Source organism: Nonomuraea sp. NPDC049695, from assembly GCF_040674955.1.
Classification (GTDB): Bacteria; Actinomycetota; Actinomycetes; order Streptosporangiales; family Streptosporangiaceae; genus Nonomuraea; species Nonomuraea helvata.
Window position 1 is genome coordinate 89548 of record NZ_JBFANV010000018.1, and the last position, 25711, is coordinate 115258.

The 25711-nt window shown below is 71.1% G+C and carries 24 protein-coding genes; 13 read left to right on the forward strand and 11 right to left on the reverse strand.

What is annotated here, in order from left to right; genetic code table 11:
- Positions 1-66 precede the first annotated feature (66 nt).
- Together AB0J64_RS18340 and AB0J64_RS18345 are read left to right on the forward strand one after the other, a co-directional pair.
- Entirely contained in the window at positions 67-834 is a 768-nt protein-coding gene (locus tag AB0J64_RS18340) for a helix-turn-helix transcriptional regulator (protein ID WP_364028075.1), read from the forward strand.
- 90 nt (positions 835-924) lie between these two features.
- On the forward strand, positions 925-1893 hold the full coding sequence (locus tag AB0J64_RS18345; RefSeq protein WP_364028077.1) for a lytic transglycosylase domain-containing protein: 969 nt from the start codon (positions 925-927) through the stop codon (positions 1891-1893).
- A gap of 12 nt (positions 1894-1905) precedes the next feature.
- Here AB0J64_RS18345 and AB0J64_RS18350 read toward each other — a convergent pair whose 3' ends face one another.
- Both AB0J64_RS18350 and AB0J64_RS18355 read right to left on the reverse strand, forming a co-directional pair.
- Positions 1906-3660 carry a glycoside hydrolase family 15 protein gene (locus tag AB0J64_RS18350; protein ID WP_364028079.1) on the reverse strand — a complete coding sequence of 585 codons (1755 nt, stop codon included), beginning with the start codon at positions 3658-3660 and terminating at the stop codon, positions 1906-1908.
- A gap of 80 nt (positions 3661-3740) precedes the next feature.
- Positions 3741-4343: a hypothetical protein gene (locus tag AB0J64_RS18355; protein ID WP_364028081.1), complete on the reverse strand. Its 603-nt coding sequence runs from the start codon at positions 4341-4343 to the stop codon at positions 3741-3743.
- A 66-nt stretch (positions 4344-4409) separates the two neighbouring features.
- Between AB0J64_RS18355 and AB0J64_RS18360 the strand changes: the two genes are divergently transcribed.
- A complete protein-coding gene (locus AB0J64_RS18360; protein ID WP_364028083.1) occupies positions 4410-5840 on the forward strand; it encodes a PLP-dependent aminotransferase family protein in 1431 nt (476 codons plus the stop codon).
- Positions 5841-5865: 25 nt separating this feature from the next.
- Here AB0J64_RS18360 and AB0J64_RS18365 read toward each other — a convergent pair whose 3' ends face one another.
- Positions 5866-6474: a trimeric intracellular cation channel family protein gene (locus AB0J64_RS18365; RefSeq protein WP_364028085.1), complete on the reverse strand. Its 609-nt coding sequence runs from the start codon at positions 6472-6474 to the stop codon at positions 5866-5868.
- 11 nt (positions 6475-6485) lie between these two features.
- Positions 6486-7955, reverse strand: coding sequence for an oligopeptide:H+ symporter (locus tag AB0J64_RS18370; protein WP_364028087.1), 1470 nt, complete (start codon positions 7953-7955; stop codon positions 6486-6488).
- A gap of 140 nt (positions 7956-8095) precedes the next feature.
- Between AB0J64_RS18370 and AB0J64_RS18375 the strand changes: the two genes are divergently transcribed.
- The 3 genes from AB0J64_RS18375 to AB0J64_RS18385 all read left to right on the forward strand — a co-directional run bounded on the left by AB0J64_RS18375 (position 8096) and on the right by AB0J64_RS18385 (position 11532).
- Positions 8096-9955: an AMP-dependent synthetase/ligase gene (locus AB0J64_RS18375; RefSeq protein ID WP_364028089.1), complete on the forward strand. Its 1860-nt coding sequence runs from the start codon at positions 8096-8098 to the stop codon at positions 9953-9955.
- Between the two features lie 70 nt (positions 9956-10025).
- Positions 10026-10889: a hypothetical protein gene (locus AB0J64_RS18380; protein WP_364028091.1), complete on the forward strand. Its 864-nt coding sequence runs from the start codon at positions 10026-10028 to the stop codon at positions 10887-10889.
- A gap of 151 nt (positions 10890-11040) precedes the next feature.
- Positions 11041-11532, forward strand: coding sequence for a hypothetical protein (locus tag AB0J64_RS18385; RefSeq protein WP_364028093.1), 492 nt, complete (start codon positions 11041-11043; stop codon positions 11530-11532).
- Positions 11533-11604: 72 nt separating this feature from the next.
- Here AB0J64_RS18385 and AB0J64_RS18390 read toward each other — a convergent pair whose 3' ends face one another.
- Together AB0J64_RS18390 and AB0J64_RS18395 are read right to left on the reverse strand one after the other, a co-directional pair.
- Complete coding sequence (locus AB0J64_RS18390) at positions 11605-13164, reverse strand: CARDB domain-containing protein (RefSeq protein ID WP_364028095.1); 1560 nt, start codon at positions 13162-13164, stop codon at positions 11605-11607.
- 285 nt (positions 13165-13449) lie between these two features.
- Complete coding sequence (locus AB0J64_RS18395; protein WP_364028097.1) at positions 13450-14091, reverse strand: NAD(P)H-binding protein; 642 nt, start codon at positions 14089-14091, stop codon at positions 13450-13452.
- A 129-nt stretch (positions 14092-14220) separates the two neighbouring features.
- Between AB0J64_RS18395 and AB0J64_RS18400 the strand changes: the two genes are divergently transcribed.
- The 3 genes from AB0J64_RS18400 (at position 14221) to AB0J64_RS18410 (ending at position 16704) form a co-directional block, all read left to right on the forward strand.
- Positions 14221-14589, forward strand: coding sequence for a helix-turn-helix domain-containing protein (locus AB0J64_RS18400; RefSeq protein ID WP_364028099.1), 369 nt, complete (start codon positions 14221-14223; stop codon positions 14587-14589).
- A gap of 159 nt (positions 14590-14748) precedes the next feature.
- Positions 14749-15738, forward strand: coding sequence for a GTP 3',8-cyclase MoaA (gene moaA, locus AB0J64_RS18405; RefSeq protein WP_364028101.1), 990 nt, complete (start codon positions 14749-14751; stop codon positions 15736-15738).
- Between the two features lie 51 nt (positions 15739-15789).
- On the forward strand, positions 15790-16704 hold the full coding sequence (locus AB0J64_RS18410; RefSeq protein WP_364028103.1) for an NTP transferase domain-containing protein: 915 nt from the start codon (positions 15790-15792) through the stop codon (positions 16702-16704).
- A gap of 314 nt (positions 16705-17018) precedes the next feature.
- Here the strand turns inward: AB0J64_RS18410 and AB0J64_RS18415 are convergent, their stop codons facing one another.
- A complete protein-coding gene (locus tag AB0J64_RS18415; protein ID WP_364028105.1) occupies positions 17019-17306 on the reverse strand; it encodes a DUF3099 domain-containing protein in 288 nt (95 codons plus the stop codon).
- Between the two features lie 125 nt (positions 17307-17431).
- Between AB0J64_RS18415 and AB0J64_RS18420 the strand changes: the two genes are divergently transcribed.
- Entirely contained in the window at positions 17432-17644 is a 213-nt protein-coding gene (locus tag AB0J64_RS18420; RefSeq protein WP_344995469.1) for a dodecin, read from the forward strand.
- A gap of 261 nt (positions 17645-17905) precedes the next feature.
- Here the strand turns inward: AB0J64_RS18420 and AB0J64_RS18425 are convergent, their stop codons facing one another.
- Positions 17906-19261, reverse strand: coding sequence for a metallopeptidase TldD-related protein (locus tag AB0J64_RS18425; RefSeq protein WP_364028107.1), 1356 nt, complete (start codon positions 19259-19261; stop codon positions 17906-17908).
- An 80-nt stretch (positions 19262-19341) separates the two neighbouring features.
- A complete protein-coding gene (locus tag AB0J64_RS18430; RefSeq protein ID WP_364028109.1) occupies positions 19342-20835 on the reverse strand; it encodes a TldD/PmbA family protein in 1494 nt (497 codons plus the stop codon).
- Positions 20836-20912: 77 nt separating this feature from the next.
- Here AB0J64_RS18430 and fabG point away from each other — a divergent pair, with 77 nt between their 5' ends.
- Entirely contained in the window at positions 20913-21608 is a 696-nt protein-coding gene (gene fabG / locus AB0J64_RS18435; protein ID WP_364028111.1) for a 3-oxoacyl-ACP reductase FabG, read from the forward strand.
- Between the two features lies 1 nt (position 21609).
- On the forward strand, positions 21610-22374 hold the full coding sequence (gene fabI, locus AB0J64_RS18440; protein ID WP_364028113.1) for an enoyl-ACP reductase FabI: 765 nt from the start codon (positions 21610-21612) through the stop codon (positions 22372-22374).
- A gap of 595 nt (positions 22375-22969) precedes the next feature.
- Here fabI and AB0J64_RS18445 read toward each other — a convergent pair.
- Both AB0J64_RS18445 and AB0J64_RS18450 read right to left on the reverse strand, forming a co-directional pair.
- Positions 22970-23785: a hypothetical protein gene (locus tag AB0J64_RS18445; RefSeq protein ID WP_364028115.1), complete on the reverse strand. Its 816-nt coding sequence runs from the start codon at positions 23783-23785 to the stop codon at positions 22970-22972.
- Between the two features lie 136 nt (positions 23786-23921).
- On the reverse strand, positions 23922-24869 hold the full coding sequence (locus AB0J64_RS18450; protein WP_364028117.1) for an aldo/keto reductase: 948 nt from the start codon (positions 24867-24869) through the stop codon (positions 23922-23924).
- 154 nt (positions 24870-25023) lie between these two features.
- Between AB0J64_RS18450 and AB0J64_RS18455 the strand changes: the two genes are divergently transcribed.
- A complete protein-coding gene (locus AB0J64_RS18455; protein WP_364028119.1) occupies positions 25024-25710 on the forward strand; it encodes an MSMEG_4193 family putative phosphomutase in 687 nt (228 codons plus the stop codon).
- The last annotated feature ends 1 nt before the right edge of the window (position 25711 follow it).

Below are 25711 nucleotides of genomic sequence, written 5' to 3' on the forward strand. Positions count from 1 at the left end.
GCCGTGTCGTGGGTTGTAATCATCAACTACTGGTTCATTCTCCCTCACTGGTGTAGACAGGGCTCTGTGCGGCAGGTGGAGATCGCGCTCTCCGAGCCACCCGCGGTGGCCGGGGCGGGAGTGGGCGTGCACGGTGTGGTCAGCCCGCACGACGTGTTCCGGCTGCCCGACCTCTGGCAGCTCCACCTGTACGGGTACGCCGCCGAACTGGTGCTCGAGGGCACCACGCACGCGATCAAGCCCGGCCACGTGAGCCTGATCCCGCCGGGCGCAGAGGTGCACTACCACTACCGGGGCAGGTCCGAGCACCTGTACGCGCACTTCAGGCTGCCCGGCGCGGACGAGCGGCGGGTCGTCGCGGTCATGCGGGACGCCGGTGACCAGGCGCCGCTCATCGCCGCCTCGCTGCGGCAGGCCATCGCGGCCGTCCCCGACACCAGGGCGCGGGCGTCGGCGGAGGTGTGGACGGTGCTGTGGCGGGTGGCGAACCTGCCCGTGGCCGGCAGCGCGCACGCCGTCGTGGCGGCCGCCATGGAGCACATCGACGCGGACCTCGCCGCGCCCCTGACCGTCCCCGGCATCGCCCGCGCGGCCGGGGTGTCGCACAATCACCTCACCCGGTTGTTCCGCGCCCAGACGGGGCTGACGGTGGTGGCCTACATCCGCCGCAGAAGGATGTCCCGCGCGCTGCACCTGCTGCGCGACTCGACCCTCGCGATCCCCGCGATAGCGGCCGCGGTGGGGATCCCGGATCTGCAGGCGTTCAACAAGGTGTGCCGCCGCGAGCTGGGCGCCTCACCCCGGGCCCTGCGCGCGGGCAGGCCCGGCTCCTGACCTCGCGCGTCCTTGCCGTCCCGACTTGAGGTACGCAAGTGACCGCCGTGACGTGAGAGCAGGCCCCCGGACCGGGTAGGTTGGCCGACCATGGAGGAACGCCAGCACCACCAGCCCCTGCCCGCCCGCACGACCCGCGCCGTGGGCGCGGTGGCGCTCGCGGCCCTCCTCGGCGCGGCCGCCTGCGGCGCACCGGCCCACTCCTCGGGAGCGGCCCGGGAGCCCTTGGCGGCCTCGACCCCGCCCACGGCCACGACCCCGCCCACGGCCCCGTCCACGGCCACGCCGGGTGGCCAGCAGGCGAGTGAGACGCTCCCCGCCCCCGACGAGCCGATCCCTCAGGACGCCGCCCGCCTGGCCGCCGCGCTGAAGCGGAACAGCGCCGCGCTCGACGCCGCCATCGACGCCTGGCCCAAGACCGGCAAGCCGCCTCGCGACGTCGAGCTCCTGGCCCTGCACGAGCAGCGCCTCTACCGCTATGCCGCCCGCCACCCCAAGCTCGCCTCCCAGGCCTTCGCCCGACTCCCGGCCGCACTGGCCGCCGAGGCCAAGGACGACACGGCCGCCATCCGCGAACTGCTCGCCCTGGCCCACCCGGTCAAGCCGTCGGCCACGTTCAAGGTCCAGGCGCCCCGGCCCGCCGCCGAGCTGCTCGGCTACTTCAAGAAGGCCGAGCGCCGGTTCGGGGTGGAGTGGGAGGTGCTGGCGGCGGTGATGTTCGCGGAGACGAAGTTCGGCCGGGTGCGGTCGAACAGCTATGTCGGCGCCCAGGGTCCCATGCAGTTCATGCCGGGGACCTGGAAGGCGTACGGCATGGGCGGCGACGTGCGGGATCCGCGCGACGCCGTCATGGGCGCCGCCAACTATCTGCGCGCGTCGGGCGCCCCGCGCGACTACCAGAGGGCGCTGCACGCGTACAACCCGTCCCAGGCGTACGTGAACGCGATCCTGCTGCACGCCCGCCAGATGAAGCGGGACCCGCGCAACTACTACGCGTACTACAACTGGCAGGTGTTCGTGATCACCACGGCCGGCGAGCGCCGTCTCACCGGCCCGTGACCCGCCCGGGCGCTACGACAGCGCGCGGGCGGCGTGGATCAACGGCACGTGGCTGAACGCCTGCGGGAAGTTGCCGACCAGGCGGCCGTAGCGCGGGTCGTACTCCTCGGCCAGCAGCCCCACGTCGTTGCGCAGCGCCAGCAGCCGCTCGAACAGGTCCTTGGCCTCCTCCTTGCGGCCCTGCATCGCCATCACCTCCACCAGCCAGAAACTGCACGCCAGGAAGGCGCCCTCCCCGCCCGTCAGGCCGTCCACGTCGTTGTCGGCCGCCATCGGGTACCGCAGCACGAACCCGTCCGACATGAGCTCCTTCTCGATGGCCGCGACGGTCCCCACCATCCGGGGGTCGTCGACCGGCAGGAACCCGACGACGGGCATCATCAGCAGCGCCGCGTCCAGCTCGGACGACCCGTACGACTGGGTGAAGGTGTTGCGCCGCGCGTCGAACCCCTTCGTGCAGATCTCGTCGTGAATGGCGTCCCGCAGCGTCCGCCACTGCTCCACCGGCCCGGTCCGCCCGAACCGCTCGACGTATTTGACCGCCCGGTCCATCGCCGCCCAGCACATCACCTTGGAGTGCACGAAGTGCCGGCGCGGCCCGCGCACCTCCCACAGCCCCTCATCGGGCTCGTCCCAGTGCTCGGCCACGTAGTCGAGGAGCTGCCGCTGGATGGTCCACGCCCGGTCGTCGGCGGACAGGCCGCGGGCGCGTGAGACGTAGAGGCAGTTCATCACCTCCCCGTACACGTCGAGCTGGAGCTGCTTGACCGCCTCGTTGCCGATCCGCACGGGCCGGGAGTCCTCGTAACCGTCGAGCCAGTCCAGGTGGAGCTCGGGCAGGCGGCGCTCGCCCGCGACCCCGTACATGATCTGCAGATCCTGGGGCCGCCCGGCGATGGCCCGCAGCAGCCACGAGCGCCAGTCCGCGGCCTCTTCCAGGTAGCCGGAGCTGATCAGCGCGTCGAGCGTCATGGTGGCGTCCCGCAGCCAGCAGAACCGGTAGTCCCAGTTGCGCACCCCGCCGAGGTCCTCGGGCAGGGACGTGGTGGGCGCGGCGACGATGCCGCCGGTCGGGGAGTAGGTGAGTCCCTTCAATGTGATCAGCGAGCGGACCACGGCCTCGCGGTACGGCCCCTCGTACGTGCATCGGCCCACCCACTCCGACCACATGGCCTCGGTCTCGGCGAGCTGTGTGTCGGCGTCGATCGGCGTCGGCATCGACTCGTGCGACGGGTGCCACGTGAAGACGAACGACAGCCGCTCGCCCTCCTTCACCGTGAAGGTGGCCCGGTGCGCGTAGTCGCCGCCCTTCAGCGGCACGGGGGAGTGCAGCCACACCGAGTCGGGCCCGCCGATGGCCTGCAGGTGGCCGTTGCTGCGGCGCACCCACGGCACGATCCTGCCGTAGTCGAAGCGGATCCTGAGCTGCGTGGAGACCTCCACGCTCCCGGAGACGCCCTCGACGATGCGGACGACGTCGGGGTTGCGGTCGCGGGGCGGCATGAAGTCGATCACTCGGACCGTGCCGGTCGGGGTGTCCCACTCGCTCTCCAGGATGAGCGTGTCGGGACGGTAACGGCGCCGCGTGGCGGGGCGGCGGCCCGTGGGCCCGAGCCACCAGTGCCCGTTGCGCTCGCTGCCGAGCAGCGCCGAGAAGCACGACGGCGAGTCGAACCTGGGCAGGCAGAGCCAGTCGATGGATCCGTCTCTGCCGACCAGCGCCGCGGACTGCATGTCTCCGATCAGGGCGTAATCCTCGATCCGCATGCCTTGACGTTACTCGCGCATGGGGTGATCCCGTGACCGGGTCCAATCATGTCGCGTCATGTCCGGTCCCGGCCACGGGGTCACGTCAGGGGAAACCAGCGGGTGAACAGCTGGGTCAGCGGGCCGATGGCCAGCGCGAACACCAGGGTCCCCACGCCCACGGTGCCGCCGAGCAGCCACCCGGCGGCCAGGACGGTGACCTCGATGAGGAACCGCGCCAGCCGCACCGACAGGCCGAGCCGCACCAGCCCGGTCATGACGCCGTCACGCGGGCCCGGCCCCATCCCGGCGCCGATGTACAGCACCGTGGCCAGGGCGATGGAGACCACGCCGAGCACCACGTACAGGCCCTGCAGGGCCAGGTGCGACGGCGTGGGCAGCAGGAAGATCGCGGCGTCCGCGAACAGGCCGAGGAAGAGGACGTTGCTGATGGTCCCCAGTCCGGGCCGCTGCTTCAGCGGGATCCACAGCAGCATCACCAGCGCGCCGATCCCGATGATGACAGTCCCGATGGACAGCCCGGTCCGGATGCCCAGGCCCTGGTGGAACACGTCCCACGGGTCGTTCCCCAGCCCGGACTCCACCTGGAGGCCGATGCCGGCGCCGTACAGCGCGAGCCCGCCGTACAACCGGACGAGACGGGCGGGAAGGGGACTGATCCTGGGGACGGTCGTTTCGCTCATAGTGGCCCCACAGTGGCATTGACCCGACTTGCCAAAACAGGGCCAATCATGAAAAGTGGCCTCATTATGAGGCATCTGTCCGCTGCTCAGGTGGCGCGGCTCGTCCAGATCGACCCGGCGGCGCGGCCGTACTACCGTGCGCTCGCCGACGGCGTGCGCGCCCGCATCATGGACGGCCAGATCCCGGTACGCGTACGCATGCCCGCGGAACGCCACCTGGCCGAGACCCTCAAGGTCAGCCGCACCACCGTCACCTCGGCCTACGACCTGCTGCGCGAGCGCGGCTACCTGGAGAGCCGCCAGGGCTCGGGCAGCTGGACGGCCCTGCCCGACCCGGCCACCACGGTGGACAACCCGTGGCTCGGCACCGACGGCGACGGCCTCATCGAGATCCAGAGCGCCGCCCCGCCCGCGCCGACGGTCCTGCGGGAGGTGATGCTGGAGGCGGTGGAGGACGTCCCCCGGTACGGCATGGGCAACGGCTACGACCCCAGGGGCCTGCCGGTCCTCAGGGAACGCATCGCCGCCCACTACACCGCCAGGGGCCTGGCCACCAGGCCGGAGCAGATCCTCGTCACGACCGGCTCCCAGCACGCCATCCAGCTCGTGATCGGCCTGCTCGTCGGCGCGGGCGACCCGGTGCTCGTGGAGTCGCCGACGTACCCGCACGCCATCGACGTGGCACGGCAGCGCGGCGCCAGGGTCGTCCCTGTGGGCATCTCGCACGAGGGCTGGCAGGCCGACCTGGTGTCCGGGGCCATGCGCCAGTCGGGGGCGCGGCTGGCGTACCTCATGCCCGACTTCCAGAACCCGACGGGCGCGCTCATGGACGACGCCACCCGCGCCGCCGTCGTGGGCGCGGCCCGGCGCGCCGGCACGGTGCTGCTCGTGGACGAGACATGGATGGAGCTGGCGCTGGACGAGGTGCCGCGCACGTCGCCGACGGCGGCCTTCGACACCGACAGCCGCGTGATCAGCGTCGGCTCGGCCTCCAAGCTGTGGTGGGGCGGGCTGCGCATCGGCTGGGTGCGCACCACGGCGGCCCTCGCGCGCCGGCTGGCCATGTTCCGCGCCGCCGTGGACATCGCCAGCCCGGTGCTGGAGCAACTCGTGGTGGCGCGGCTGTTCGACCGGCTGGAGGAGACCCGCGCCGAGCGCCGCCGCACCCTGCGCGCCTCACGCGACGCGCTGGTCTCGGGCCTGCGCGAGCAGCTGCCGGAGTGGACGTTCACGGTGCCGCGCGGCGGAGGCACCCTGTGGGTGCGCCTGGACGGCCTCGGCGCCACCCCGCTCGTGGAGGCGGCGGCCCATCACGGGGTACGCCTCGCGCCCGGCCCGTGGTTCGGCCTGGAGGGCACGCTGGAGAACTACCTCCGGCTGCCCTACACCCAGCCGCCCCAGGTGCTGGCCGACGTGGTCACCCGCATCCGCGCCGCCCGCGACCACGGCCCCACCGGCGCCCCGCGCCCGTCGGAGGCGCTCATCGCGATGGTGTGAGGGCTTTCGCGCCCCGGACCGCGCGTCATTCGCCGGTGCCTCGGGCCAGAGGGGCGCGCCACTTGCGGCGCATGGCCCCGATCCGCAGCCCGAACGCGAGCACCGCCGCCGCCAGCGTGGCCGGCCACCCGTGCAGCCCGTAGGACGACAGCGCCGCCATCACCCCCGCCCCCAGCAGGGCGGGCACCGCGTAGAACTGCCGGTCGTACAGGAGGGTCGGGATCTCCCCGACCAGCATGTCGCGCAGCATCCCGCCGCCCACACCCGTCACCGCCCCGAGCAGGGCGGCGTGCAGCGGGCTGAGGCCGTACTCCAGGGCCTTCTGCGTCCCCACGGCGCTGAACAGGCCCAGCCCCGCCGCGTCCAGCACGAGGATGACCGGCATCCCCCGGGCCACGTGCGGGTGCCAGAAGAAGACGATCACCGTCGCCACCACCGGCACCAGCACGTACCCGAGGCTCTGGAAGGCGGCGGGCCGGACGTTGAGTATCAGGTCGCGGACGATGCCGCCGCCCAGGGCGGTCATCTCGGCCAGCACCGCCATCCCGACCACGTCGAGCCGCTTGCGCACCCCCATGAGCGCACCCGTCAGGGCGAAGACGAAGATGCCGACAAGATCGAGAAGCTCAGTCACACTGGAAATCTTTATCGCATCGCAGGTTCGTGGTGCTCGGCCATCATCACGCGCAGCTGCCGCGTGAACATGAACAGCGCCAGCCCCGCCACGACCGCCATCGACGCCAGCACCAGGTAGTACGCCGGATCGGACAGCACGCGGCCGAGCCGCCCCGTCTGCCCGCCGATCGCGTCGCCGACCGAGAACGCGATGAACCAGACCCCGAGCATCTGGCTCTTGAACGCCTCAGGCGCCAGCTTCGTCGTCACCGACAGCCCGACCGGGCTCAGCGACAGCTCGCCGAACACCTGGATCAGATAGACGAGCACCAGCCACCACACCGACACCCGGCCGTTGCCGGCCAGAGCGGCCGCGACGGCCATGACCACGAAGCTCACCCCGATCATGACCAGCGCGAACGCGAACTTCTGCGGGGTGCTCACCTGCGTCCCGAGCCGCACCCACAGCGCCGCGAACACCGGCACGAAGATCATGATGAACAGCGGGTTGAACGCCTGCGTGGTGGCCGGTGTGATGCCGATGCCGAACAGCGTCAGATCGGTGTGGTCCCTGGCGAAGAAGAGCAGCTTGCTCGGCGCCAGGTCGTAGATCATCCAGAAGATGGACGCGGCCGCGAACAGCCAGATGTACGCCTTCATCCGGATGCGTTCGTCCTCGGTGAGGTCATGGCTGCCGAGCATGATGTAGGCGAAGTACCCCACGGTCACGAGCACGATGACCACGGTGATCGCCACGGTGAGCCGGTCGATCGTGAGGGTGCCGGTCGCGGCCCAGGCGGCCAGGGCGATCGCCGGCGCCCCCACGCCGAGCGCCACCAGGCGGCCGAGCTTGCCGTGCTCCACGTGGGCCGGTGGCTCGCCGATGCCCCGCAGGCCGCGGCCGCCCCGTACGTACTGGACGAGGCCGAGCGCCATCCCGACGGCGGCGGCGCTGAACGCCAGGTGCCACCGGTCGCCGTCGGCCAGCCAGCCGACCACGATGGGCGCGAAGAAGGCGCCCAGGTTGATGCTGAGGTAGAACAGCGAGAATCCGGCGTCCCTGCGCCCGTCGTCCTCCTGCGGGTAGAGCCTGCCGACCATGACCGACATGTTCGGCTTGAGCAGGCCGGTGCCGCTGATGATCAGCAGCAGGCCGAGCCAGATGAAGAGCGGCGAGGTCACGGGCACGGCCATGCTGACGTGCCCCAGCAGGATGAGACACCCGCCCAGGAACACCGACCTGCGCGCCCCCAGGATCCGGTCCGCGATCCATCCGCCGGGCAGCGCGACCAGGTAGATGAGCGCCCCGTAGACGCCCACGACGGCCTGCGCGGTCTCGTCCGGCAGGCCGAGGCCCTGCTGGGCGGGCGAGGCCGCCATGAACGTGGCGAGGATCGCCCGCAGCCCGTACCAGCTGAACCGCTCCCACATTTCGGTGCCGAACAGCGTGGCCAGGGCCCGTGGATGCCCAAAGAACGTTTTGTCCGCGTTTTCCCGCATTCGCCCCCCTAATACGAATTCGGTGTGATTACTGTACGTGATGGACGCGGGTGTTGCCCCGCGAGCTCTTGCCGCTCCGGGACGGGTGTGGTGCGATGCAGGCCACTCACGCAAGTGAACACTGACTGGAGGCGGGTGCCATGGCCGAAGTCCTCGAAGTCCGGGCCGAGATCGAGCGCGAGATCGCCGGCCGTACCGTCTGCGGGCAGCTCAGGCACGCCGTCGAGCGATACCCGGACGCGCCCGCGTACTCCGACCCTGACGGGGACGGCTGGGCCACGCTGACCTACGGGCAGGCGCGCCTGCGGGTCCTGGAGATCGCCGCGGGGTTCGCCGCACTGGGGCTGCAGCCCGGCGAGTCGGTGGCGCTGATGATGGTCAACCGGAGCGAGCACGTGCTCGCCGACCTGGGCGCGGTGCACGCGGGCGGGGTGGGCTGCACGGTCTACTCGACGTTCGCGCCCGAGCAGATCGCGTTCGTGGCAGGGGACGTGGGCGCCAGGTACGCCGTGCTGGGCGGCCCCGCCGAGCTGGCCCGCTGGCAGCCGGTGCTGGACCGCCTCGACGGCCTCCGCAAGATCATCATGCTGGAGGGGGCGCCCGCCGGCGAGCGGTTCATGGCCTGGCAGGACTTCCTGGAGCTGGGCCGCGCCCGGCTGGCCGTGGACCCGAACGAGGTCGAGACCCGCTGGCGCGCGGTCACCTCCGACGACGTGGTCACCGTCCTCTACACCTCCGGCACGACCGGCATGCCCAAGGGCGTGCCCCTCACCCACGCGAACGTCTTCTACGAGGTCGCCGCCACCGACCGCATCGCCGAGCTGCCCCTGCTGGGCACCCAGGTCTCCTATCTCACGTACGCGCACATCGCCGAGCGGATCCTCAGCCTGTACGTGCCCCTGGTCAAAGCCTCCCACGTGCACTTCTGCACCGACCTGACCAACCTGGGCGCCACGCTGGGGCAGGTCAGGCCGATGATGTTCTTCGGGGTGCCGCGGGTGTGGGAGAAGATGGCGGCCCGCCTGCTCGCCGTGCTCGCCACGCAGCCGGAGGAGCAGCAGGCCGCCGTACGCCGGGCCATGGCGGCGGGCGCCGCGTACGTGGAGGCGGGCCAGTACGGCCGGACGATCACCCCCGAGATCCAGGCCGCCTACGACCAGGCCGACGCCTCGCTGCTGTCGGTCATCCGCGGCATGATCGGCTTCGACCGCGCCCAGTGGACCGCCACCGGCGCCGCGCCGCTGCCCGCGGAGGTGCAGCACTTCTTCGCCGGGCTGGGGCTCAAGGTCATCGACGTGTACGGCATGACGGAGACGACCGGCGCGTTCACCGGCAACAGCCCCTCCTGCTACCGCCTGGGCACGGTCGGCAGGGCCGAGCCGGGCGTCGAGGTCCGCATCGCCGAGGACGGTGAGATCCTCGCCCGCAGCCCGCTCAACACCCGCGGCTACCTCAACCGCCCCGAGGCCACCGCCGAGCTCGTCGACGCCGACGGCTGGCTGCACACCGGCGACATCGGCACGGTCGACGAGGAGGGCTTCTACCGGGTGATCGACCGCAAGAAGGAGCTGATCATCACCTCCGGCGGCGAGAACGTCTCCCCGGCCGAGATCGAGAACCACCTCAAGGAGCACATGCTCATCGGCCAGGCCCTCGCGTACGGCGACAACCGGCCGCACCCGGTGGCCCTGCTGACACTGGACGGGGAGGTGGCGCCGGGCTGGGCGCAGGCGCGCGGCATCGCCTTCACCTCGCTCGCGGAGCTGGCCGAGCACCCGGAGGTGCTCAAGGAGGTGGAGGCCGCGGTCGAGGCCGCCAACGCCAAGCTGGCCAGGGTGCAGCAGGTGAAGAAGTGGGCCCTGCTGGGCACCGAGTGGACGGCCGAGACGGAGGAGCTCACCCCGAGCCTGAAGCTCAAGAGGCGGGTCGTCCACGCCAAGTACGCCGACATCATCGAAGGTCTCTACAGCGGGCCGCGTCCGGCGGACCGCCACGGGTGATCCCGGCTTTGCCATTCGCGGCGCGTGTCGAGGTCCTGATCATTACCGGGCGGTTCCTACCGTCTCGATCATGATCAAAAGCCTTCTTCTCGTCTCGCTCGCGGCGGGGCCGCTCACCATGCCCGCGGCCCCGCCCGAGGCCGAGCTCGCCATCCGGTCCATCACGGTACGCCCCGAGGAGCCCGTGGTGGGGGCGTACGACTCCATCCGCCTGGTGATCGACGTGGTCGCCAAGGGGGCGAGGGGCAAGGACGGCGTCAGCGTGAAGGTCGAGCCCGGCGCCCCGCCCGGCACCGTACTGGCTGACAAGGTGACCGACGAGGTGACTGAGCCGCAGCCGCAGCCGCCGGCCCTGGCCCCCGGCCCGCCCGCGGCACCCGAGCCCGGCGTGGAGGTCACGCCCGCCGCTGACATGAGCGCGGCGAGGCTCTCGCGGGCGCTGTGGCCGGCCATGGGCACCCTCCAGGCGCCACGCGCGAGCGACGGCTGGGCGACCTGGCGCTTCCTGCCCGACAAGCGGCTCAACCGCTACTACCCGACCGGCACCTGGACGATCACCGCCACCGCCAAGGGGGCGCACGGCTCCACGGTCACCGAGTACGCCTCGTTCCAGTTGAGGCGCGCCACCAGGCTCACGTCGGTGACGGCCGAGGAGACCGGCCGCTCCGGCGCGGTACGCCTGAGCGGCTCGCTGAGGAGAGTGGACCCGCGCGGCTACACCGGGTACGGCCCGTTCGCCAAGCAGTCGCTGGAGATCCTGTGGCGCCTCGGCGAGTCCTCACCCTGGGAGAAGGCGGGACAGACGACGACGGACGCCTCCGGGGCCTTCGAGACGACGGTCACGGGCCGCGCGGGCGGCTTCTGGCGCGTCCGCTACCTCGGAACAGGACACTACGCCCCAGATCTCTCTAAGTCGCAACAAATTACGCAATAACCGAAAATAGCCCCTGGTGTAGCCTAAAACCGGCCGTTGCCGAATCGTGATCGACTTTATCGCAACTTTTCCTTCTCCTGACGCGTCATTGGCGATGACGTGCCTCGACTCGGGGCCGAGTTTCAGACGGGGAAGGAAATTCGATTTGAAGATGCGACGCCTAGCCGCCGGCCTGGCGGCTGCCGCCCTGGGCGCGACGATGGTGGCCACCGCCGCCTCGCCCGCCCTCGCGGACCCGGACCCGGGCCTGGACCCGGATGCCGCGGGCTACACCAGCCTGACGTTCGACGCGAACCCCGAGCCCGCATGGCGGGGCCGGCCCATCGACCTCGAGGGCAAGCTCTCCGTGCAGTGTGACGAGGACTACATCAGCGGCCTCGTCTCGGTCCACCACGCCGACAACTGCAACAACGAGGAGCGCTGGCACCGCCTGTCCTGGAAGCGGATCGTGATCCTCTTCCGGCCCGACGGCGGCTACCGCTGGCAGTACGTGGACACCGTCAGGACCAGCAGCAGCGGCTACTTCTCGACGAGCGTGACCGCCCGCACGTCCGGCACGTTCCGCGCGGTCTTCGAGGGCTCCCGCTGGCTCTCCCCCTCGGAGGGCAAGGACTGGGTGCGGGTCGTCGGCTACCGCCGCTGACCGCCCGGCGAAACGCCCGGCCGGTTCTCCGGCCGGGCGTTTCGCATGTGCAGGAAGGTTTCCGTTCGTCGTCTAGCTCTCCGTCTTCTGCCCGGTTCCCTTGATGCAGTACGGGCAGAAGGGTTCAGGGTCGACGCAGATCTTGACGCTGTCGGAGTCGTTGGCGGGATCGAGATCCAGCTCCTTGCCGTCGGCGGTGGCCGTGTTGGTCGTCTCTCCGACGGCTGTGGCCTTGGCATGGACCGTCAACGTGGCCGAGGCGCCATTGGCCAGCGCGCCGACCGTCCACATCCCGCTCGCCGACGTGTAGGTCCCGCTGGAGGCCGTGGCGGACACGAAGGTGAGGTTGGACGGCAGCATGTCCTTGACCGTGACCCCCGTCGCGTCGTTCGGGCCGGCGTTGCGTACGGTGACGCGGTAGATGACGGTCTGGCCCACGGTCACCTTGGTCGCATCGGCGGACTTGACCACGCTCAGGTCCACGGCCGGGTTGACCTTGGTAACGGCATCGCCGCTGGTAGAGGTCAGCTGCTCCGGCTCCGGGCCGAGCCGGTTCTCGTAGCCGACCGTCCCCTGGTTGGTGACCTCCCTGCCCGCGGCGTCCCGGCCGACCTTGACCTTGAACTCCACGGTGGTGCCGCCGGGCAGGCTCGTGGCGTTGGGCAGCGAGCCCCCGGCCGCGGGGGTGGCGCCGTTCCCCAGGGTGAAGGAGACCTTGCCGGCCGCGGCGTCGAACTCGCCCTGGTCGTCGCCCGCCTGATCGGTCTTGTCCCCGCTGCCCGGGCCGTCGACCACCCGGAGCGAGCCGGGCACGTAGGTGGTCCCCGCCGGGACGGTGTCGGCGAGGCGCACGTTCTCCGCCGTGGCGCCTCCCTTGTTGACCGCGGTGACCCGGTAGGTGATCACATCGCCGACGTCGACCGGCCCCTGCGGGCTCGCGGTCTTGGTGACGACAACGCACGGCGCGGTCGCGAAGGAGATGTCATCGAGCAGGTTGCCGAAGGTGCGGTTCCCTCCGGCCGCCGAGACGGAACGGAAGGCGAACCTGGTGGTCGTCTGGCCCGCGGGCACGATGTAGGTGCCGGAGTAGGTGCCCCAGCTCCCGGTGCCGTCCGACATGACCCCCTGTTGCACCGGGGCCGTCGGAGCGCCGATGTCCAAGGCCATCGTGTCGACCCCCAGCCGGCCGCGGTGGGACAGCCGCCAGTACAGCTTCGCCCCCGGGGTGGTCGCGCGGTCCTGGTACAGGGTCGAGACCTGGTTGGCGTTCAGCTCGGCGAGCTGCCTGCCCTCCTTGGGCGGGGTGTTGGCCGGGTTCGGCGGGCTGGCCCACAGCTCGATCATGTGGTCGGTGGCGGTGGTGAGCCAGCCGGGCACGTGGTTCGGCGCGCCGGTCTGCGAGGCGTCGGGGAACAAGCCCCATGTCCCGCCGCTGACGACCGGCTGCTCGAAACCGCCGTTGACCAGCGACACCTGGTCGGGGCATGAGGCGGGATCCGGCGCGACCCGCAGAGCGGCCGGGGCGGTGACGACAGGAGCGGCGTCGGCCGGGACCGCGCCGAACAGCGTCAGCGGAAGGGTCGCCGCCGCGAGGGCGGCGACCGGGTAACACATCACTCGGATGTGCCTCATCGTGGTGTTCCTCTCGTCGCAGAGAACTGCCTTCAGCCACCGGGCCGGGGGAAACCGGCACCGGCGCCGAACGGCAGCCTCACCCGACGAGGGCACGCGGCGGCACGCGACACGGGCGGTCGCACCAACACTTGGCTTGATCTTGTTCAGCGCGTACACGGCCCTCGGCATCGCCGGCGGTCTGTCCGCCCCACTACTTCGTCCGGCCGGCGCCGGCGGGAAGGGCACGCGGCCTTCCATGCCATGCACTGGACGACCGCCGACGTGCTCTACGAAAGCTTGGGGCTAGTACGAGACGGCGACCTGGACCCGGTGGTGCCCCGGCCGCTCCACCTCGTCCACCACCGCCACCGCCAGGTCGGCGAACGACAGCGGCGGCTCCAGCGCCGGCACCTGCCCGCCGCCGATCCGGTAGCGCCCCGTCCTGGACTCCGAGTCGTCGAGGAAGACGGGCGGCGGCGCGAGCACCACCCAGTCGAGCTCCGACTTCTCGAACACCTCCAGCTCCGCCGCGTGCCCCAGCGAGAACGCCCGGGCGTCCGCCGGAAAGTCCGGCGTGTCCACCAGCCGGACCCCGGGCGAGACCTCCAGCAGGCTGCCGATCCCGACGGCCACCAGCCGGGACACCCCGGCCCGCGCCAGCCCGCCGGTCAGGGCCCGGGCCGCGGCCGTGTAGAACTCCGCCGACGGCATGTCCATCCGGGCCGCCGCCTGAACGGCCGCGTCGTGCCCGGCGGCCGCCTCCGCCACGCCGTCGAGGTCGGTGACGTCCCCGGCGACCACACGCACCCCCGGCGGCTCCGCGAGCGCCGGATACTTCGCGGGATCCCGCACCACGGCCGTCACCTCGTGCCCCCGCCCGGCCGCCTCCGCGACCACCCGCCTCCCGGCCCGCCCGCCGGCGCCGAAGACCACGATCCTGCTCACTCTCACCACACTCCCGCCGCGTGCCCGGACTCTCCGGGCCACGCGCAGACGGTAAAGGGAGAGATGTCGCTTTCCGCAACGATAGTCACCTCCGCCGCAGGTAGCGCAGTCCGCACGTACGATGTCCGGATGGCCGAGCCTCTCGATCCGGACATGTTCACCGGATGCCCGCCGGTGTCCGCGCCTTTCCGCGTCGGCGACAAGTGGACCGCGAAGATCATCCGCTGCCTGGAGTCGGCCCCGCGGCGCTTCACCGAGCTCCAGGCGACGCTGCGCGGCATCACCCCGAAGGTGCTCACCGAGTCCCTGCGCGCCATGGAGCGCGACGGCCTGCTCACGCGCACCGCGTACGAGGAGATCCCGCCGCGCGTCGAGTACGAGCTGACCGACCTCGGCCGCAGCCTCATCGAGCCCATGAACGCGGGCTGCGAGTGGTCGAGACGGCACCTGGCCGAGCTGATGCACGCCCGGGAGGCGTGGTACGAGGCTGCGCGGTAGGCGGCACCCGGTTCCCGCGCCGCCGCGTGGCCGGGCTGTCCGGCGTGGAATCGATCTAGGGTCCGATGCGTTGGTCATGCGGAGAAGGGTGATTTTGGGGGCCGCCGGTCAGGCGTCGTAGTCTTGGCCCTCTGGCGAGCGAAGAGGAGGTGACGCCCCGTGTTGCGAGACTCGTTCGGACGGGTGGCGACGGATCTGCGGGTGTCCCTCACGGACAAGTGCAACCTGCGCTGCACGTACTGCATGCCGCCCGAAGGGCTCGACTGGCTCCCCAACGCGCAGCTTCTCACCGCCGACGAGATCGTCCGCCTCGTGACGATCGGCGTCGAACGCCTGGGCATCACCGAGGTGCGCTACACCGGCGGTGAGCCCCTCATCCGGCGTGAGCTGGTCGACATCGTCGCCCGCACCACCGCTCTGGCCCCCAGGCCGCAGGTCTCGCTGACCACCAACGGCATCGGGCTGGCCCGGCTCGCCGGGCCGCTGGCCGCCGCCGGGCTCGACCGGGTCAACGTCTCACTCGACACGCTCGACCCCGCCACGTTCAAGCGGCTCGCTCACCGCGACCGGCACGCCGACGTCATCGCCGGGCTCGCCGCCGCGGCCGAGGCCGGCCTGGCCCCCGTCAAGGTGAACGCGGTCCTCATGCGCGACCTCAACGACCACGAGGCCGTGCCGCTGCTGCGGTGGTGCCTCGATCAGGGGTACGAGCTGCGCTTCATCGAGCAGATGCCGCTCGACGCCCAGCACGGCTGGAGCCGCGAGGGCATGGTCACCGCCGACGAGATCCTCGAGCGGCTGTCGGCCGCGTTCGATCTCACGGCCGACGACCTGGAGGAGCGCGGCAGCGCGCCGGCCGAACGGTTCCTCGTGGACGGAGGCCCCGCCAAGGTCGGGGTGATCGGGTCGGTGACGCGGCCGTTCTGCGGCTCCTGCGACCGGGTCCGTCTCACCGCCGACGGCCAGGTGCGCAACTGCCTGTTCGCCACGGAGGAGTCCGACCTGAAGAGCGCCATGCGCGACGGGGCGTCCGACGAGGAGCTGGCCGCACGGTGGATCGCCGCCGTCGCGCGCAAGCGGGCCGGACACGGCATCGACGACCCGTCCTTCCTCCAGCCCTCCCGGCCGATGTCCGCCATCGGCGGCTAGCCCCCGTTTTCGCACCGCACTTCGGCGGGGGTCCTTCAGGAAGGGTGGAGAGTGACGCCACGGGGCCGCGACGCCTATGACGCGACGAGTTTGGACGAATCGGCACGTGCGGAAAGCGAGGCCGGCGAGGTGGCGCACCCAGGGCCCGTACAGGTGCCCTTCGACGCGGTGATCCTGGCCGGGGGAGAGGCGCGCCGGCTGGGCGGGGCCGACAAGCCCGGTCTCACCGTGGGCGGCAGGTCCCTGGTCGAGCACGTGGTGGCGGCCGTGTCCGGCGCGGGCACGACGGTCGTGGTCGGCCCCGAGCGCCCGATCCCCGGTGTGCTGTTCGCCCGTGAGGACCCGCCCAGGAGCGGCCCCGTCGCCGCCCTGGCCGCCGGGCTCGGCGAGGTCGCCGCGCCGTGGGTGGTGCTCCTGGCGGGCGACCTGCCGTTCATGACCGCCGCCCACGTGACGGCCCTGCTGGAGGCCGCGGCGGGCGCTCAGGCGCCCGGTGAGATCGCCCGCGGGGTCGTGATGGTGGACGACGGCGGCCGGGAGCAGTGGCTGGCCGGGGCGTGGCCGGCGGCCCCGCTCAAGGCGGCACTCGCCGCCTACCAGGGACGCTCGCTCAAGGGACTGCTCGGCCCGCTGGTCGCCGTCCGGCTGGCGCTGCCCGGCAGGCCCTGGTTCGACTGCGACACAATGGACGATCTGGAGGAGGCTCGCATGAACGTGCTCAACGAATGGACCGTCCTGGCCTGCCAGGAGCTGGGCATCGACCCGGCCCGCGTGGACCGCGACCTGATTCTCGATCTCACCAAGGAGGTCGCCCACGGCGTGGCCAGACCGGCCGCGCCCCTGACGGCGTACCTGCTGGGCCTGGCCCAGGGCGCCGGCACCGCCCCCGACGACGCCGTGGCGAAACTGATCACATTGGCGAAGAACTGGGGACAGGCGACCGCCGAGACGTTGACAGACAGCTGAGACTCGAACGAACTCTTGAAGTCAAGCTCCCTCCTGCCTGAAGATTTCCTGTGAATTAGGAGGCGGGAGGGAGTGGAAACGATTTCGGGAAAGCGGCCCTATCCGATGATCCGATGACTCCGGCGGTCGTCATGTTGATCAATAAGCCGGCCGGAGAAAAGGCGATGCCGGGTGGTTACGGGGGCAAACCACCCGGCATCGCGTCATCGGCGTTCCGACGGGGGCCCGGAACGCCGGCACCAGCACTCCGACGGGGGACCGGAGCGCTTGGCTAAAGCGTACACCTACAACCCATGGGATGCGTCAAGACTTAGTCACGACCCGATCTCGCGTCGATGCAGCGGTATCTCGGTTTGGTTAGCTTCGGGCGTGTGAAAGGTAGGCGGAGGGGCGCCCTTGCCCCTCTCATTGGCCCCGATTACGGCTATGTATGGCAAAAACACGGCCCCGGCGATGAAGAGCAGCCGGTACGGCCACGGCACCGGCACCACGACGGCCAGGATCAGGCAGATCGTACGGATGCCCATCTTGATGAGGTAGCCGATCTCGCGCTTGTGGATGTCGGCCGTCAGGGACGGCTTGGCGTCCGTGACGTGGTGCACGACTGGTCTCCTACGCCACCCCTTCATATCTTCCACGGTAGACCCCGAGGGGGGAGGACGCGACAGCGCCCCGGTGCCGGGAAGGGGTCATGCGATCATGGCTTTCGAGTAAGGAGGATGTGGAGATGACGGATCGTACGTACCGTGTCACGGAGATCGTTGGCACGTCCGGGGAGAGCGTCGACGAGGCCATCCGCAACGGCATCAAGCGGGCCTCGCAGACGCTGCGTCACCTCGACTGGTTCGAGGTGACGGAGATCCGCGGCTACATCGACGCGGGGGAGGTCGCGCACTTCCAGGTCGGCATGAAGGTGGGCTTCCGCCTCGAGGACGCCTGACCGCTCTGCCCGGGCTTAGCCTCCCGGCAGCCTCCGCGGCCCTGTGTGCGGCCCTGAAGGCCCCGGCAGCCGTCCACCGGACGCGGGGCGGCGTCGGGGGGACACCGGCCGGTTGGGGCGGCGTCGGGGACGCCCGGCCGGCGTGGGACAGACAGGGAATGTCCGCCCGGTGTGGGACGGACAGGGAACGCCCGGCCGGTGTGGGACGGACAGGGGACGCCCGCCCGAGCCGACGGGCACGGGCGGGCGCGGGTGAGACGGTCAGCTGGCCTGGCTGACCGTGGACATGTTGAAGTCCGGCACCCGGACCGGCGGCATGACGGTGCGCTGGAAGTAGTCGTTCCACTCCCGCGGCAGCGTGCGCTCGGCCGCCCCCACCTCGCTGAGCCGCCCGAGCAGGTCCACGGGGCTCTCGTTGAAGCGGAAGTTGTTCACCTCGCCCACGACCTCACCGTGCTCGATCAGGTACACCCCGTCGCGGGTCAGCCCGGTCACCAGCAGCGTCTGGGGGTCGACCTCGCGGATGTACCACAGGCAGGTGACCAGCAGCCCGTGCCGCGTGGAGGCGATCATGTCATCCAGCGAGCCGCCACCGGAGGGCCCCGACATGATCAGGTTGTCGATCCCCGGCGTCACCCGCAGCCCGCTCAGCTCCGCCGAGTAGCGGGTCTGCAGCAGCGCCTCCAGCGTGCCGTCCTTGATCCAGTCGGTCGGCCCCAGCGGCAGCCCGTTGTCGAACACCGAGCTCTGCCTGCTGGAGGCGTGCGCCGTCACGAACGGCGCGCACGCGATGCCCGCCGCCCCCGGATCGCTCGACAGCGTGACGGGGAGCGTGGCCAGCTGTTCGCCCACGCGCGTGCCCCCGCCGGGCTTGGAGAACACCGAACGCCCGTCGAGGGCGTCCCGCGCCCCGGCCGACCAGAACAGGTAGATCATCAGGTCGGCGACCGCGCTGGGCGGCAGCAGCGTCTCGTAACGCCCCGCCGGCAGGTCCACCCGGGTCTTGGCCCACTCCAGCCGCTGCGCCAGCGAGGCGTCCAGCGCCGCCACGTCGACATCGGTGAAGTCCTGCGTGGACACGCCCGTCCACGCCGAGCGCTTCAGGTCGGCCGACTTGGCGTTGAGCTCCAGCCGCCCCGTCGGCTGGTCGTGGCGCAGCCGCAGGCCCGTGGACGTGCCGAGGAACGTCGAGTTCAGCGAGTGCTCCGCGAAGCCGTACAGCTTCCTGCCGCCCGCCTCGGCCGCCGCGAACGCCTCGCCGAGCGCCGGCGCGAACCCCTCGAACACCCCGATGTCGGTCGGCTCGACGGAGGAGCCCCAGTGCGGCGACTCCGGCACGCCCTCGACGAGCGGGCGGGCGTCCTCGGCCGGCTGGGCGTCCCGCGCGGCCGCGTCGGCCGCCGCCACCACGTCCGCGAGCTGCTCGTCGCGTACGACCGACCGCGACACGACCCCGGTGCTCCCGCCCGCGATCGAGATCACGGTCACCCGCGAGGAGCGGGCGACGCCGTTCGTGGTGAGCGTGTTGCCCGCGAAGCGCAGGTTGGCCGTGGAGCCCTCGTCCACGAGCACCACGCAGTCGTCGTTCGCCGAGAGCTCCAGGGCCTTCTCGACCATCTCCTGAGGAGAGGTCTGGACCGGCAAGCCGGATCGGCTCTCCGAGAATCCGTGCTTACTGGTTCGCTCGCTCCGCTCGCTCACTTGCCGCCCTCCTGAACGGTGTTGAGGATCCGCACGCCCCTGAAGAGCGCCGAGGGGCAGCCGTGGCTGACCGGCGCGACCTGGCCCGGCTGGCCCTTGCCGCAGTTGAACGCGCCGCCGAGCACGTACGTCTCAGGCCCGCCGACGGCCTCCATCGACCACCAGAAGTCCGTCGTGGTCGCCTGGTAGGCGAAGTCCCTGACCTGCCCGGCCAGCTTCCCGTGGGAGATCCGGTACGCCCGCTGCCCGGTGAACTGGAAGTTGTAGCGCTGCATGTCGATCGACCAGCTCTTGTCGCCGACGATGTAGATGCCGCGTTCGACGCCCGCGATCAGCTCGTCGGTCGAAGGGCCGCCGGGCGCCGGGGCCAGCGACACGTTGGCCATGCGCTGGATCGGCATGTGGCCCGGCGAGTCGGCGAACGCGCACCCGTTGGACCGTCCGAGCCCCTTCATCAGCGCCATCCGCCGGTCGAGCTGGTAGCCGACCAGGATGCCGTCCTTGACGATGTCGAAGCTCTGCCCCTGCACGCCCTCGTCGTCGTAGCCGATCGTGGACAGGCCGTGCGTGACCGTCCTGTCGCCGGTCACGTTCATCACCGGCGAGCCGTACACCAGCTCGCCGAGCTGGTCGAACGTGGCGAAGCTGGTGCCCGCGTACGCCGCCTCGTAGCCCAGCGCCCGGTCCAGCTCGGTGGCGTGGCCGATCGACTCGTGGATCGTCAGCCACAGGTTGGACGGGTCGATGACCAGGTCGTAGTCGCCCGCCTCGACCGAGGGCGCCGCGATCTTCTCCGCCAGCAGCTCGGGCAGCCTGCCGAGCTCGGCCTGCCAGTCCCAGCCGGTGCCCGTCAGGTATTCGTACCCGCGCCCGACCGGCGGGGCGAGGGTGGACATGTCGTCGAAGCCGCTCTCGTGGGCCTTCATCGCGTTGAGCTTGGGATGCACCCGCACCCGCTGCTGCGTGGTGACCGTGCCGGCCGTGTCGGCGTAGAACTTCTGCTCCTTGACCTGGAGCAGCCGCGCCGACACGTGGTCGGCGCCCTTCATCAGCCCGGCCGACCAGTCGGCCAGCAGGCTCACCTTGTCGGCCGAGGCCACCTCGAACGGGTCGACGTCGTACGCGGACACCCACACCGCGTCGGCGTGCACCGGCTCGGGGGCCAGCTCGATGGGCTCCCTGTTGATCGGGGCGCTCACCTCGGCCACCCGCACGGCCTGCTCGGCGACCGTCGCGGCCGCCTCCGGCGTCAGATGGATGCCCGCGGCGAACCCCCACGTGCCTCCCTTGACGACGCGCACGGCGTAGCCCAGGTCGTCGGCGTCCATGGCGCCTTCGAGCCGGGCGTCATAGAGGCTGAGCGTCTCGGCTCTGACACGTTCCAGGCGGAAGTCGGCGTGCTCGGCGCCGAGGTCGCGGGCGCGTTGCAGAGCGGCGTCCGCGAGCTGCCGCAGCGGCAGCTCCAGGAAGTCGGGATCGATCTGGCGCATGTCCACGATCCTAACCCTGTGATCTTGTGTCACCCGGACAACCGGATACCGGCCGGTAGGAGATAGCGTCTGATGCCATGGCACGCTCTGTACTCGTCACCGGGGGCAATCGCGGCATAGGCCTCGCGATCGCCCGTGAACTCGCCGCGGCCGGCGATGCCGTCGCGGTCACCTACCGATCGGGGGAGCCGCCCGAGGGCCTGTTCGGCGTGCGCTGCGACGTCACCAGCATGGCCGACGTCGAGGCCGCGTTCGACAAGGTCGAGGCGGAGCAGGGCCCCGTCGAGGTCCTCGTCTCCAACGCGGGCATCACCAAGGACACGCTGCTGGCGATGATGAAGGAAGACACCTTCACCGACGTCATCGACGCCAACCTGACAGGCGCGTACCGCGTCGCCAAGCGGGCCATCCGCCCGATGATGAAGCTCAAGCGCGGCCGGATCATCCTCATCTCCTCCGTGGTCGGCCTGTCCGGCCAGGCCGGCCAGGCCAACTACGCCGCCTCCAAGGCCGGGCTCGTCGGCTTCGCCCGCTCCCTGGCCCGCGAGTACGGCTCGCGCAACATCACGGTCAACGTGGTCGCGCCCGGCTTCGTCAAGACCGACATGACGGCCGACCTCGACGCCGAGGCGATCGTCTCCCAGATCCCCCTCGGGCGGCAGGCCGTGCCCGGGGAGGTGGCACGCGTCGTACGCTTCCTGGCAGGCGACGACGCCTCCTACATCACCGGGGCCGTGATCCCGGTCGACGGCGGACTCGGAATGGGGCACTGACGTGGGAATTCTCGAAGGCAAGCGGATCCTCGTGACCGGCGTGCTCACCGACTCCTCGATCGCGTTCTCGGTGGCCAAGCTGGCGCAGGAGGAGGGCGCCACGGTGGTGCTCACCGGGTTCGGCCGGCTGAGCCTGGTGGAGCGCATCGCCAAGCGGCTGCCTGAGCCGGCGCCGGTGCTGGAGCTCGACGTCCAGAACACCGAGCACCTCGACACGCTCGCGGCCCGGGTGGGCGAGCACGTGGACGGCCTCGACGGGGTCGTCCACTCGATCGGCTTCGCCCCGCAGACGGCACTCGGCGGCAACTTCCTCAACACCACGTGGGACGACGTCGCCACGGCCCTGCACGTGTCCACCTACTCCTTCAAGTCCCTCGCCGTGTCCTGCCTGCCCCTGATGAAGGAGGGCGGGGCGGTCGTCGGCCTCGACTTCGACGCCACCAAGGCGTGGCCGGTCTACGACTGGATGGGCGTGGCCAAGGCCGGCCTGGAGTCGTGCAGCCGTTACCTGGCGCGTGACCTGGGCAAGCAGAACATCCGCGTCAACCTGGTGGCGGCCGGCCCGCTGCGCACGATGGCGGCCAAGTCGATCCCCGGCTTCAAGGAGTTCGAGGACAGCTGGCCGGAGAAGGCCCCGCTGGGCTGGGACCTGGCGGACACGGGTCCGGCGGCCAAGGCGTGCGTGGCCCTCATGTCCGACTGGTTCCCGGCCACGACCGGCGAGATCGTCCACGTGGACGGCGGCGTCCACGCCATCGGCGCCTGACCGCTCTCGGGGCTCCCGCCCCCGGCGCCGTCGCACACGGTACCGGGGGCGCATCCTGGCCGTGTCGGTGGCGCGCTGGAGGCGGTGCCTGCTGGAGGCGATGCCTCCGCCGTGTTGGTGGTGCCACCTAGGCTCGCGCATGCGGTGGGCGGTCGGCCCGCGACGCAGCAGCGCGCGACATCGCTGAGCACGGCCCAGGGTGTGCATTGGTGCGCCGCGTCGGTGGGGCGTGGTGCGATGGGGCCGGCGCAATGAGCACGGCGCTGTGACGCGCGTCGAGTGCCCTTGAACGTGGCGCTGATGGCGCATTGGTGCGCCGCGTCGGTGGGATGTGGTGCGATGGGGCCGGCGCAATGAGCACGGCGTCCAGCGCGGCGACGCGCGTCGGGCGCGGCGTGCGCCGTGGGGGCGCGGCGTGCGCCGTGGGGGCGCGGCGTGCACCGTCGGTCGCGCTGTGGGGGAGGATGCTCCAGATCGCGTCCGCGGCGTGCTGGAGGGGGTGGCCCTGGGCGCGTGGTCGGTGCTGCCTCGGCTCGCATGCCGCGCACCGTGGATGGGCGCGCCGTGGAGAAGGGCGGGCGAGGCTGTCCGGGGGTCAGGCCAGGCGGTGGCGGCCGTTGTTGCCGGCGTGGGCCGGTTCGAAGGGGATCGACTCCGACGGCTCCGCCCGGTGCCGGCGTTGCTGCACGATCCGGGTGGCCAGCACCGCCGACGCCAGCAGCGCGATCGTCAGCGCCGTCCCCAGCACGTCCGAGGCCGGCGGGCTGGGCCGTACCACCCGCTGGTCCTGCATCGGGACCGTCAGCTCATGAGCGAACGGATTGGGCCACAGCAGATCCACCCGGGGCTCGTCCGTGTCGACGACCGTCTTCTCCTCGGAGACCGGCCGCCCCGTGTCCATGAGCTGCGGCCGTTCATCCGGCGGCGTGGGCGCGGTCGTGGGCACGACGGACTCCACCCCCCACTCCCGGGGCCGTGACGTGCGGCCGAGGGTGGGCGAGGGCGACACTTTCTCCACCCCGCTCTGGTCCTGGCAGGCCAGCACCGGCAGGCACACGCCGCCCAGTGTGGCGTCCAGCCCCGTGGAGGAGGGAGTGGGCGTGTTGTGCGAGGAGGACTTGGGAGCCGGTGTCGTCTTGGTGGTGGGCACCACCTCCCCTACGCGGCCGAGCACCTCGTCGGTGGTCTTGTCGACGCCGTCCGTCACCTTGTCGGTCGTCCCGCCCGTCAGGTCGTCGACCGTGCCGGTGATGCCGTTCACCACGTCGCACAGCGTGTTGGTCACCCCGGAGAGCAGCCCACCGTCTCGCGTGCAGTCCTGAGGAGCGGCCGACGCGGCAGGCGCCGCCACCGGGACGGCCGCCAGCGCCACCGCGAGCACTCCAGCCGAGATCGCGGCCCTGCTCCCCATCCATCCCCTCCTGCGTCGCTTACAGGGGAAATCTTTATGGACATCGCGCATGGGACGCAGGCGTTTGCCGGGTAAAGTTGCGATTCGGTATCGAGTAGTGATACGCGAGAGAGCCTCTCGTTCAGGGGGCGAGGGGTCAGTCCAGTGACGACACGTCATCCAGGGCGTCTCGAATCTCTATGGGCAGCACCACGTCCTCGGCCGTCAAGGCCCCCGTGAGCTGCGCGTGCGTACGTGCTCCGACAATGGCCGAGGTGACCCCCGGCTGGTCGCGCACCCAGGACAGGGCGACCGCCAGCGGCGACACGCCGAGCCCGTCGGCGGCGGTCACGACCGACTCCACGACGCTGCGGCTGCGATCGTCGAGGTAAGGCCGGATGAAGTCGGCGAAGTGCGGTGTCGCGGCCCGGGAGTCGGCGGGGATGCCGGTGCGGTACTTCCCGGTGAGCACCCCGCGCCCCAGCGGCGACCAGGCCAGCACGCCCACGCCCAGGTGGGCGGCGGCGGGCAGCAGCTCGCGCTCGGGCTCGCGGGCCAGCAGCGAGTATTCGGCCTGCGCCGAGATGATCGGGATGCGGCCGGGGACGGACTTCTGGGTGACCGCGGCCGCGGCCAGCTGCCAGCCCGTGTAGTCGCACACGCCCGCGTAGACGGCCCGCCCCGAGGAGACGATCGCGTCGAGCGCGGCCAGGGTCTCCTCCAGGGGGACCTCGGCGTCGTACGTGTGCAGCTGCCACAGATCGACGTAGTCGACCCCGAGCCGGTTGAGCGACTCGTCGACCGCGGCGATCAGGTGGCGCCTGGAGGCGTCGCGCGGCCTGCGCCCCGCCGGCGTCACCACGGCCTTGGTGGAGATGACCAGCTCCGAACGCGGCACGGAGTCGCGCAGCATCCGCCCCAGCAGCCGCTCGGCGTCGCCGCCGGTGTAGACGTCGGCCGTGTCGACGAGGTTGCCGCCGGCCTCCAGGAACGTGCGGAGCTGCGCGGACGCCTCGTCCGCGTCGGTGTCACGCCCCCAGGTCATCGTGCCGAGCCCCAGCCGGGACACCGACAGGCCGCTACGGCCGACATAGCGCTGCTCCATGATCCCGCCAGGGTACCAACAACAGACCTGCTCATGAGGCTGACGCCCCACTGTCGTTCGTGGTCAGCGCGGGGGCGGCAGCCCGCCTCGCGGGTTGCGCGTTTGCCATCAAGGCGGGTGAAAAGTTGTGATCGACGCCTGCGACACTTACCGGGTGACCACCCTGCTTCTGGCCCGACACGGGCTGACGGACCTCACCGGCCCGGTGCTGGCCGGACGAACGCCGGGCGTGCATCTGAGCGAGGCCGGCCGGGCGCAGGCCGCGGCGCTCGCCGGCCGCCTCGCGGGCGTCAGGCTCGACGCCATCGTCTCCAGCCCGCTCGAACGATGTCAGGAGACGGCTCAGGCCGTCGCCGGCGGGCGCGAGATGGAGGTGCGGACCGACGAGCGCTTCATCGAGTGCGGGTACGGCGACTGGACCGGGCGGCCGCTGAAGGAGCTCGCCAAGGAGCCGTTGTGGCAGGTGGTGCAGGCGCACCCCAGCGCGGCGACATTCCCGGAAGGGGAGTCGCTGGCCGGTATGCAACATCGGGCCGTCTCCGCGATCAGGGAGTGGAATCAACGTCTCGGTGAGAAGGGTGTCTACCTGGTTTGCAGCCACGGCGACGTGATCAAGTCGATTGTCGCGGACGCTCTGGGCCTCCATCTCGATCACTTTCAGCGGATAACAGCTGATCCGGCGGCCCTCACCGTCATTCGCTATGCCCCCTTGCGACCCTTTGTTCTCAGGCTTAACGATATGGGGGAATTGAGGCTCCCCGAGGATTCGGAGGAGAAAGACGGGGGAGAAAACATCACCGGGAGCGATGCCGCCGTCGGCGGTGGACCCGGAACCACGTAAG

Bases quoted from the DNA above. Each gene is read 5' to 3' on its own strand.
- AB0J64_RS18430 (WP_364028109.1), bottom strand. From the start codon at position 20,835: ATGCGCCAGATCGATCCCGACTTCCTGGAGCTGCCGCTGCGGCAGCTC.
- AB0J64_RS18450 (WP_364028117.1), bottom strand. From the start codon at position 24,869: ATGGAGCAGCGCTATGTCGGCCGTAGCGGCCTGTCGGTGTCCCGGCTG.
- AB0J64_RS18425 (WP_364028107.1), bottom strand. From the start codon at position 19,261: ATGGTCGAGAAGGCCCTGGAGCTCTCGGCGAACGACGACTGCGTGGTG.
- AB0J64_RS18370 (WP_364028087.1), bottom strand. From the start codon at position 7,955: ATGCGGGAAAACGCGGACAAAACGTTCTTTGGGCATCCACGGGCCCTG.
- AB0J64_RS18385 (WP_364028093.1), top strand. From the start codon at position 11,041: ATGCGACGCCTAGCCGCCGGCCTGGCGGCTGCCGCCCTGGGCGCGACG.
- AB0J64_RS18380 (WP_364028091.1), top strand. From the start codon at position 10,026: ATGATCAAAAGCCTTCTTCTCGTCTCGCTCGCGGCGGGGCCGCTCACC.
- AB0J64_RS18400 (WP_364028099.1), top strand. From the start codon at position 14,221: ATGGCCGAGCCTCTCGATCCGGACATGTTCACCGGATGCCCGCCGGTG.
- AB0J64_RS18445 (WP_364028115.1), bottom strand. From the start codon at position 23,785: ATGGGGAGCAGGGCCGCGATCTCGGCTGGAGTGCTCGCGGTGGCGCTG.
- AB0J64_RS18345 (WP_364028077.1), top strand. From the start codon at position 925: ATGGAGGAACGCCAGCACCACCAGCCCCTGCCCGCCCGCACGACCCGC.
- AB0J64_RS18375 (WP_364028089.1), top strand. From the start codon at position 8,096: ATGGCCGAAGTCCTCGAAGTCCGGGCCGAGATCGAGCGCGAGATCGCC.
- AB0J64_RS18390 (WP_364028095.1), bottom strand. From the start codon at position 13,164: ATGAGGCACATCCGAGTGATGTGTTACCCGGTCGCCGCCCTCGCGGCG.
- fabG (WP_364028111.1), top strand. From the start codon at position 20,913: ATGGCACGCTCTGTACTCGTCACCGGGGGCAATCGCGGCATAGGCCTC.
- AB0J64_RS18360 (WP_364028083.1), top strand. From the start codon at position 4,410: ATGAGGCATCTGTCCGCTGCTCAGGTGGCGCGGCTCGTCCAGATCGAC.
- AB0J64_RS18420 (WP_344995469.1), top strand. From the start codon at position 17,432: ATGACGGATCGTACGTACCGTGTCACGGAGATCGTTGGCACGTCCGGG.
- AB0J64_RS18350 (WP_364028079.1), bottom strand. From the start codon at position 3,660: ATGCGGATCGAGGATTACGCCCTGATCGGAGACATGCAGTCCGCGGCG.
- AB0J64_RS18355 (WP_364028081.1), bottom strand. From the start codon at position 4,343: ATGAGCGAAACGACCGTCCCCAGGATCAGTCCCCTTCCCGCCCGTCTC.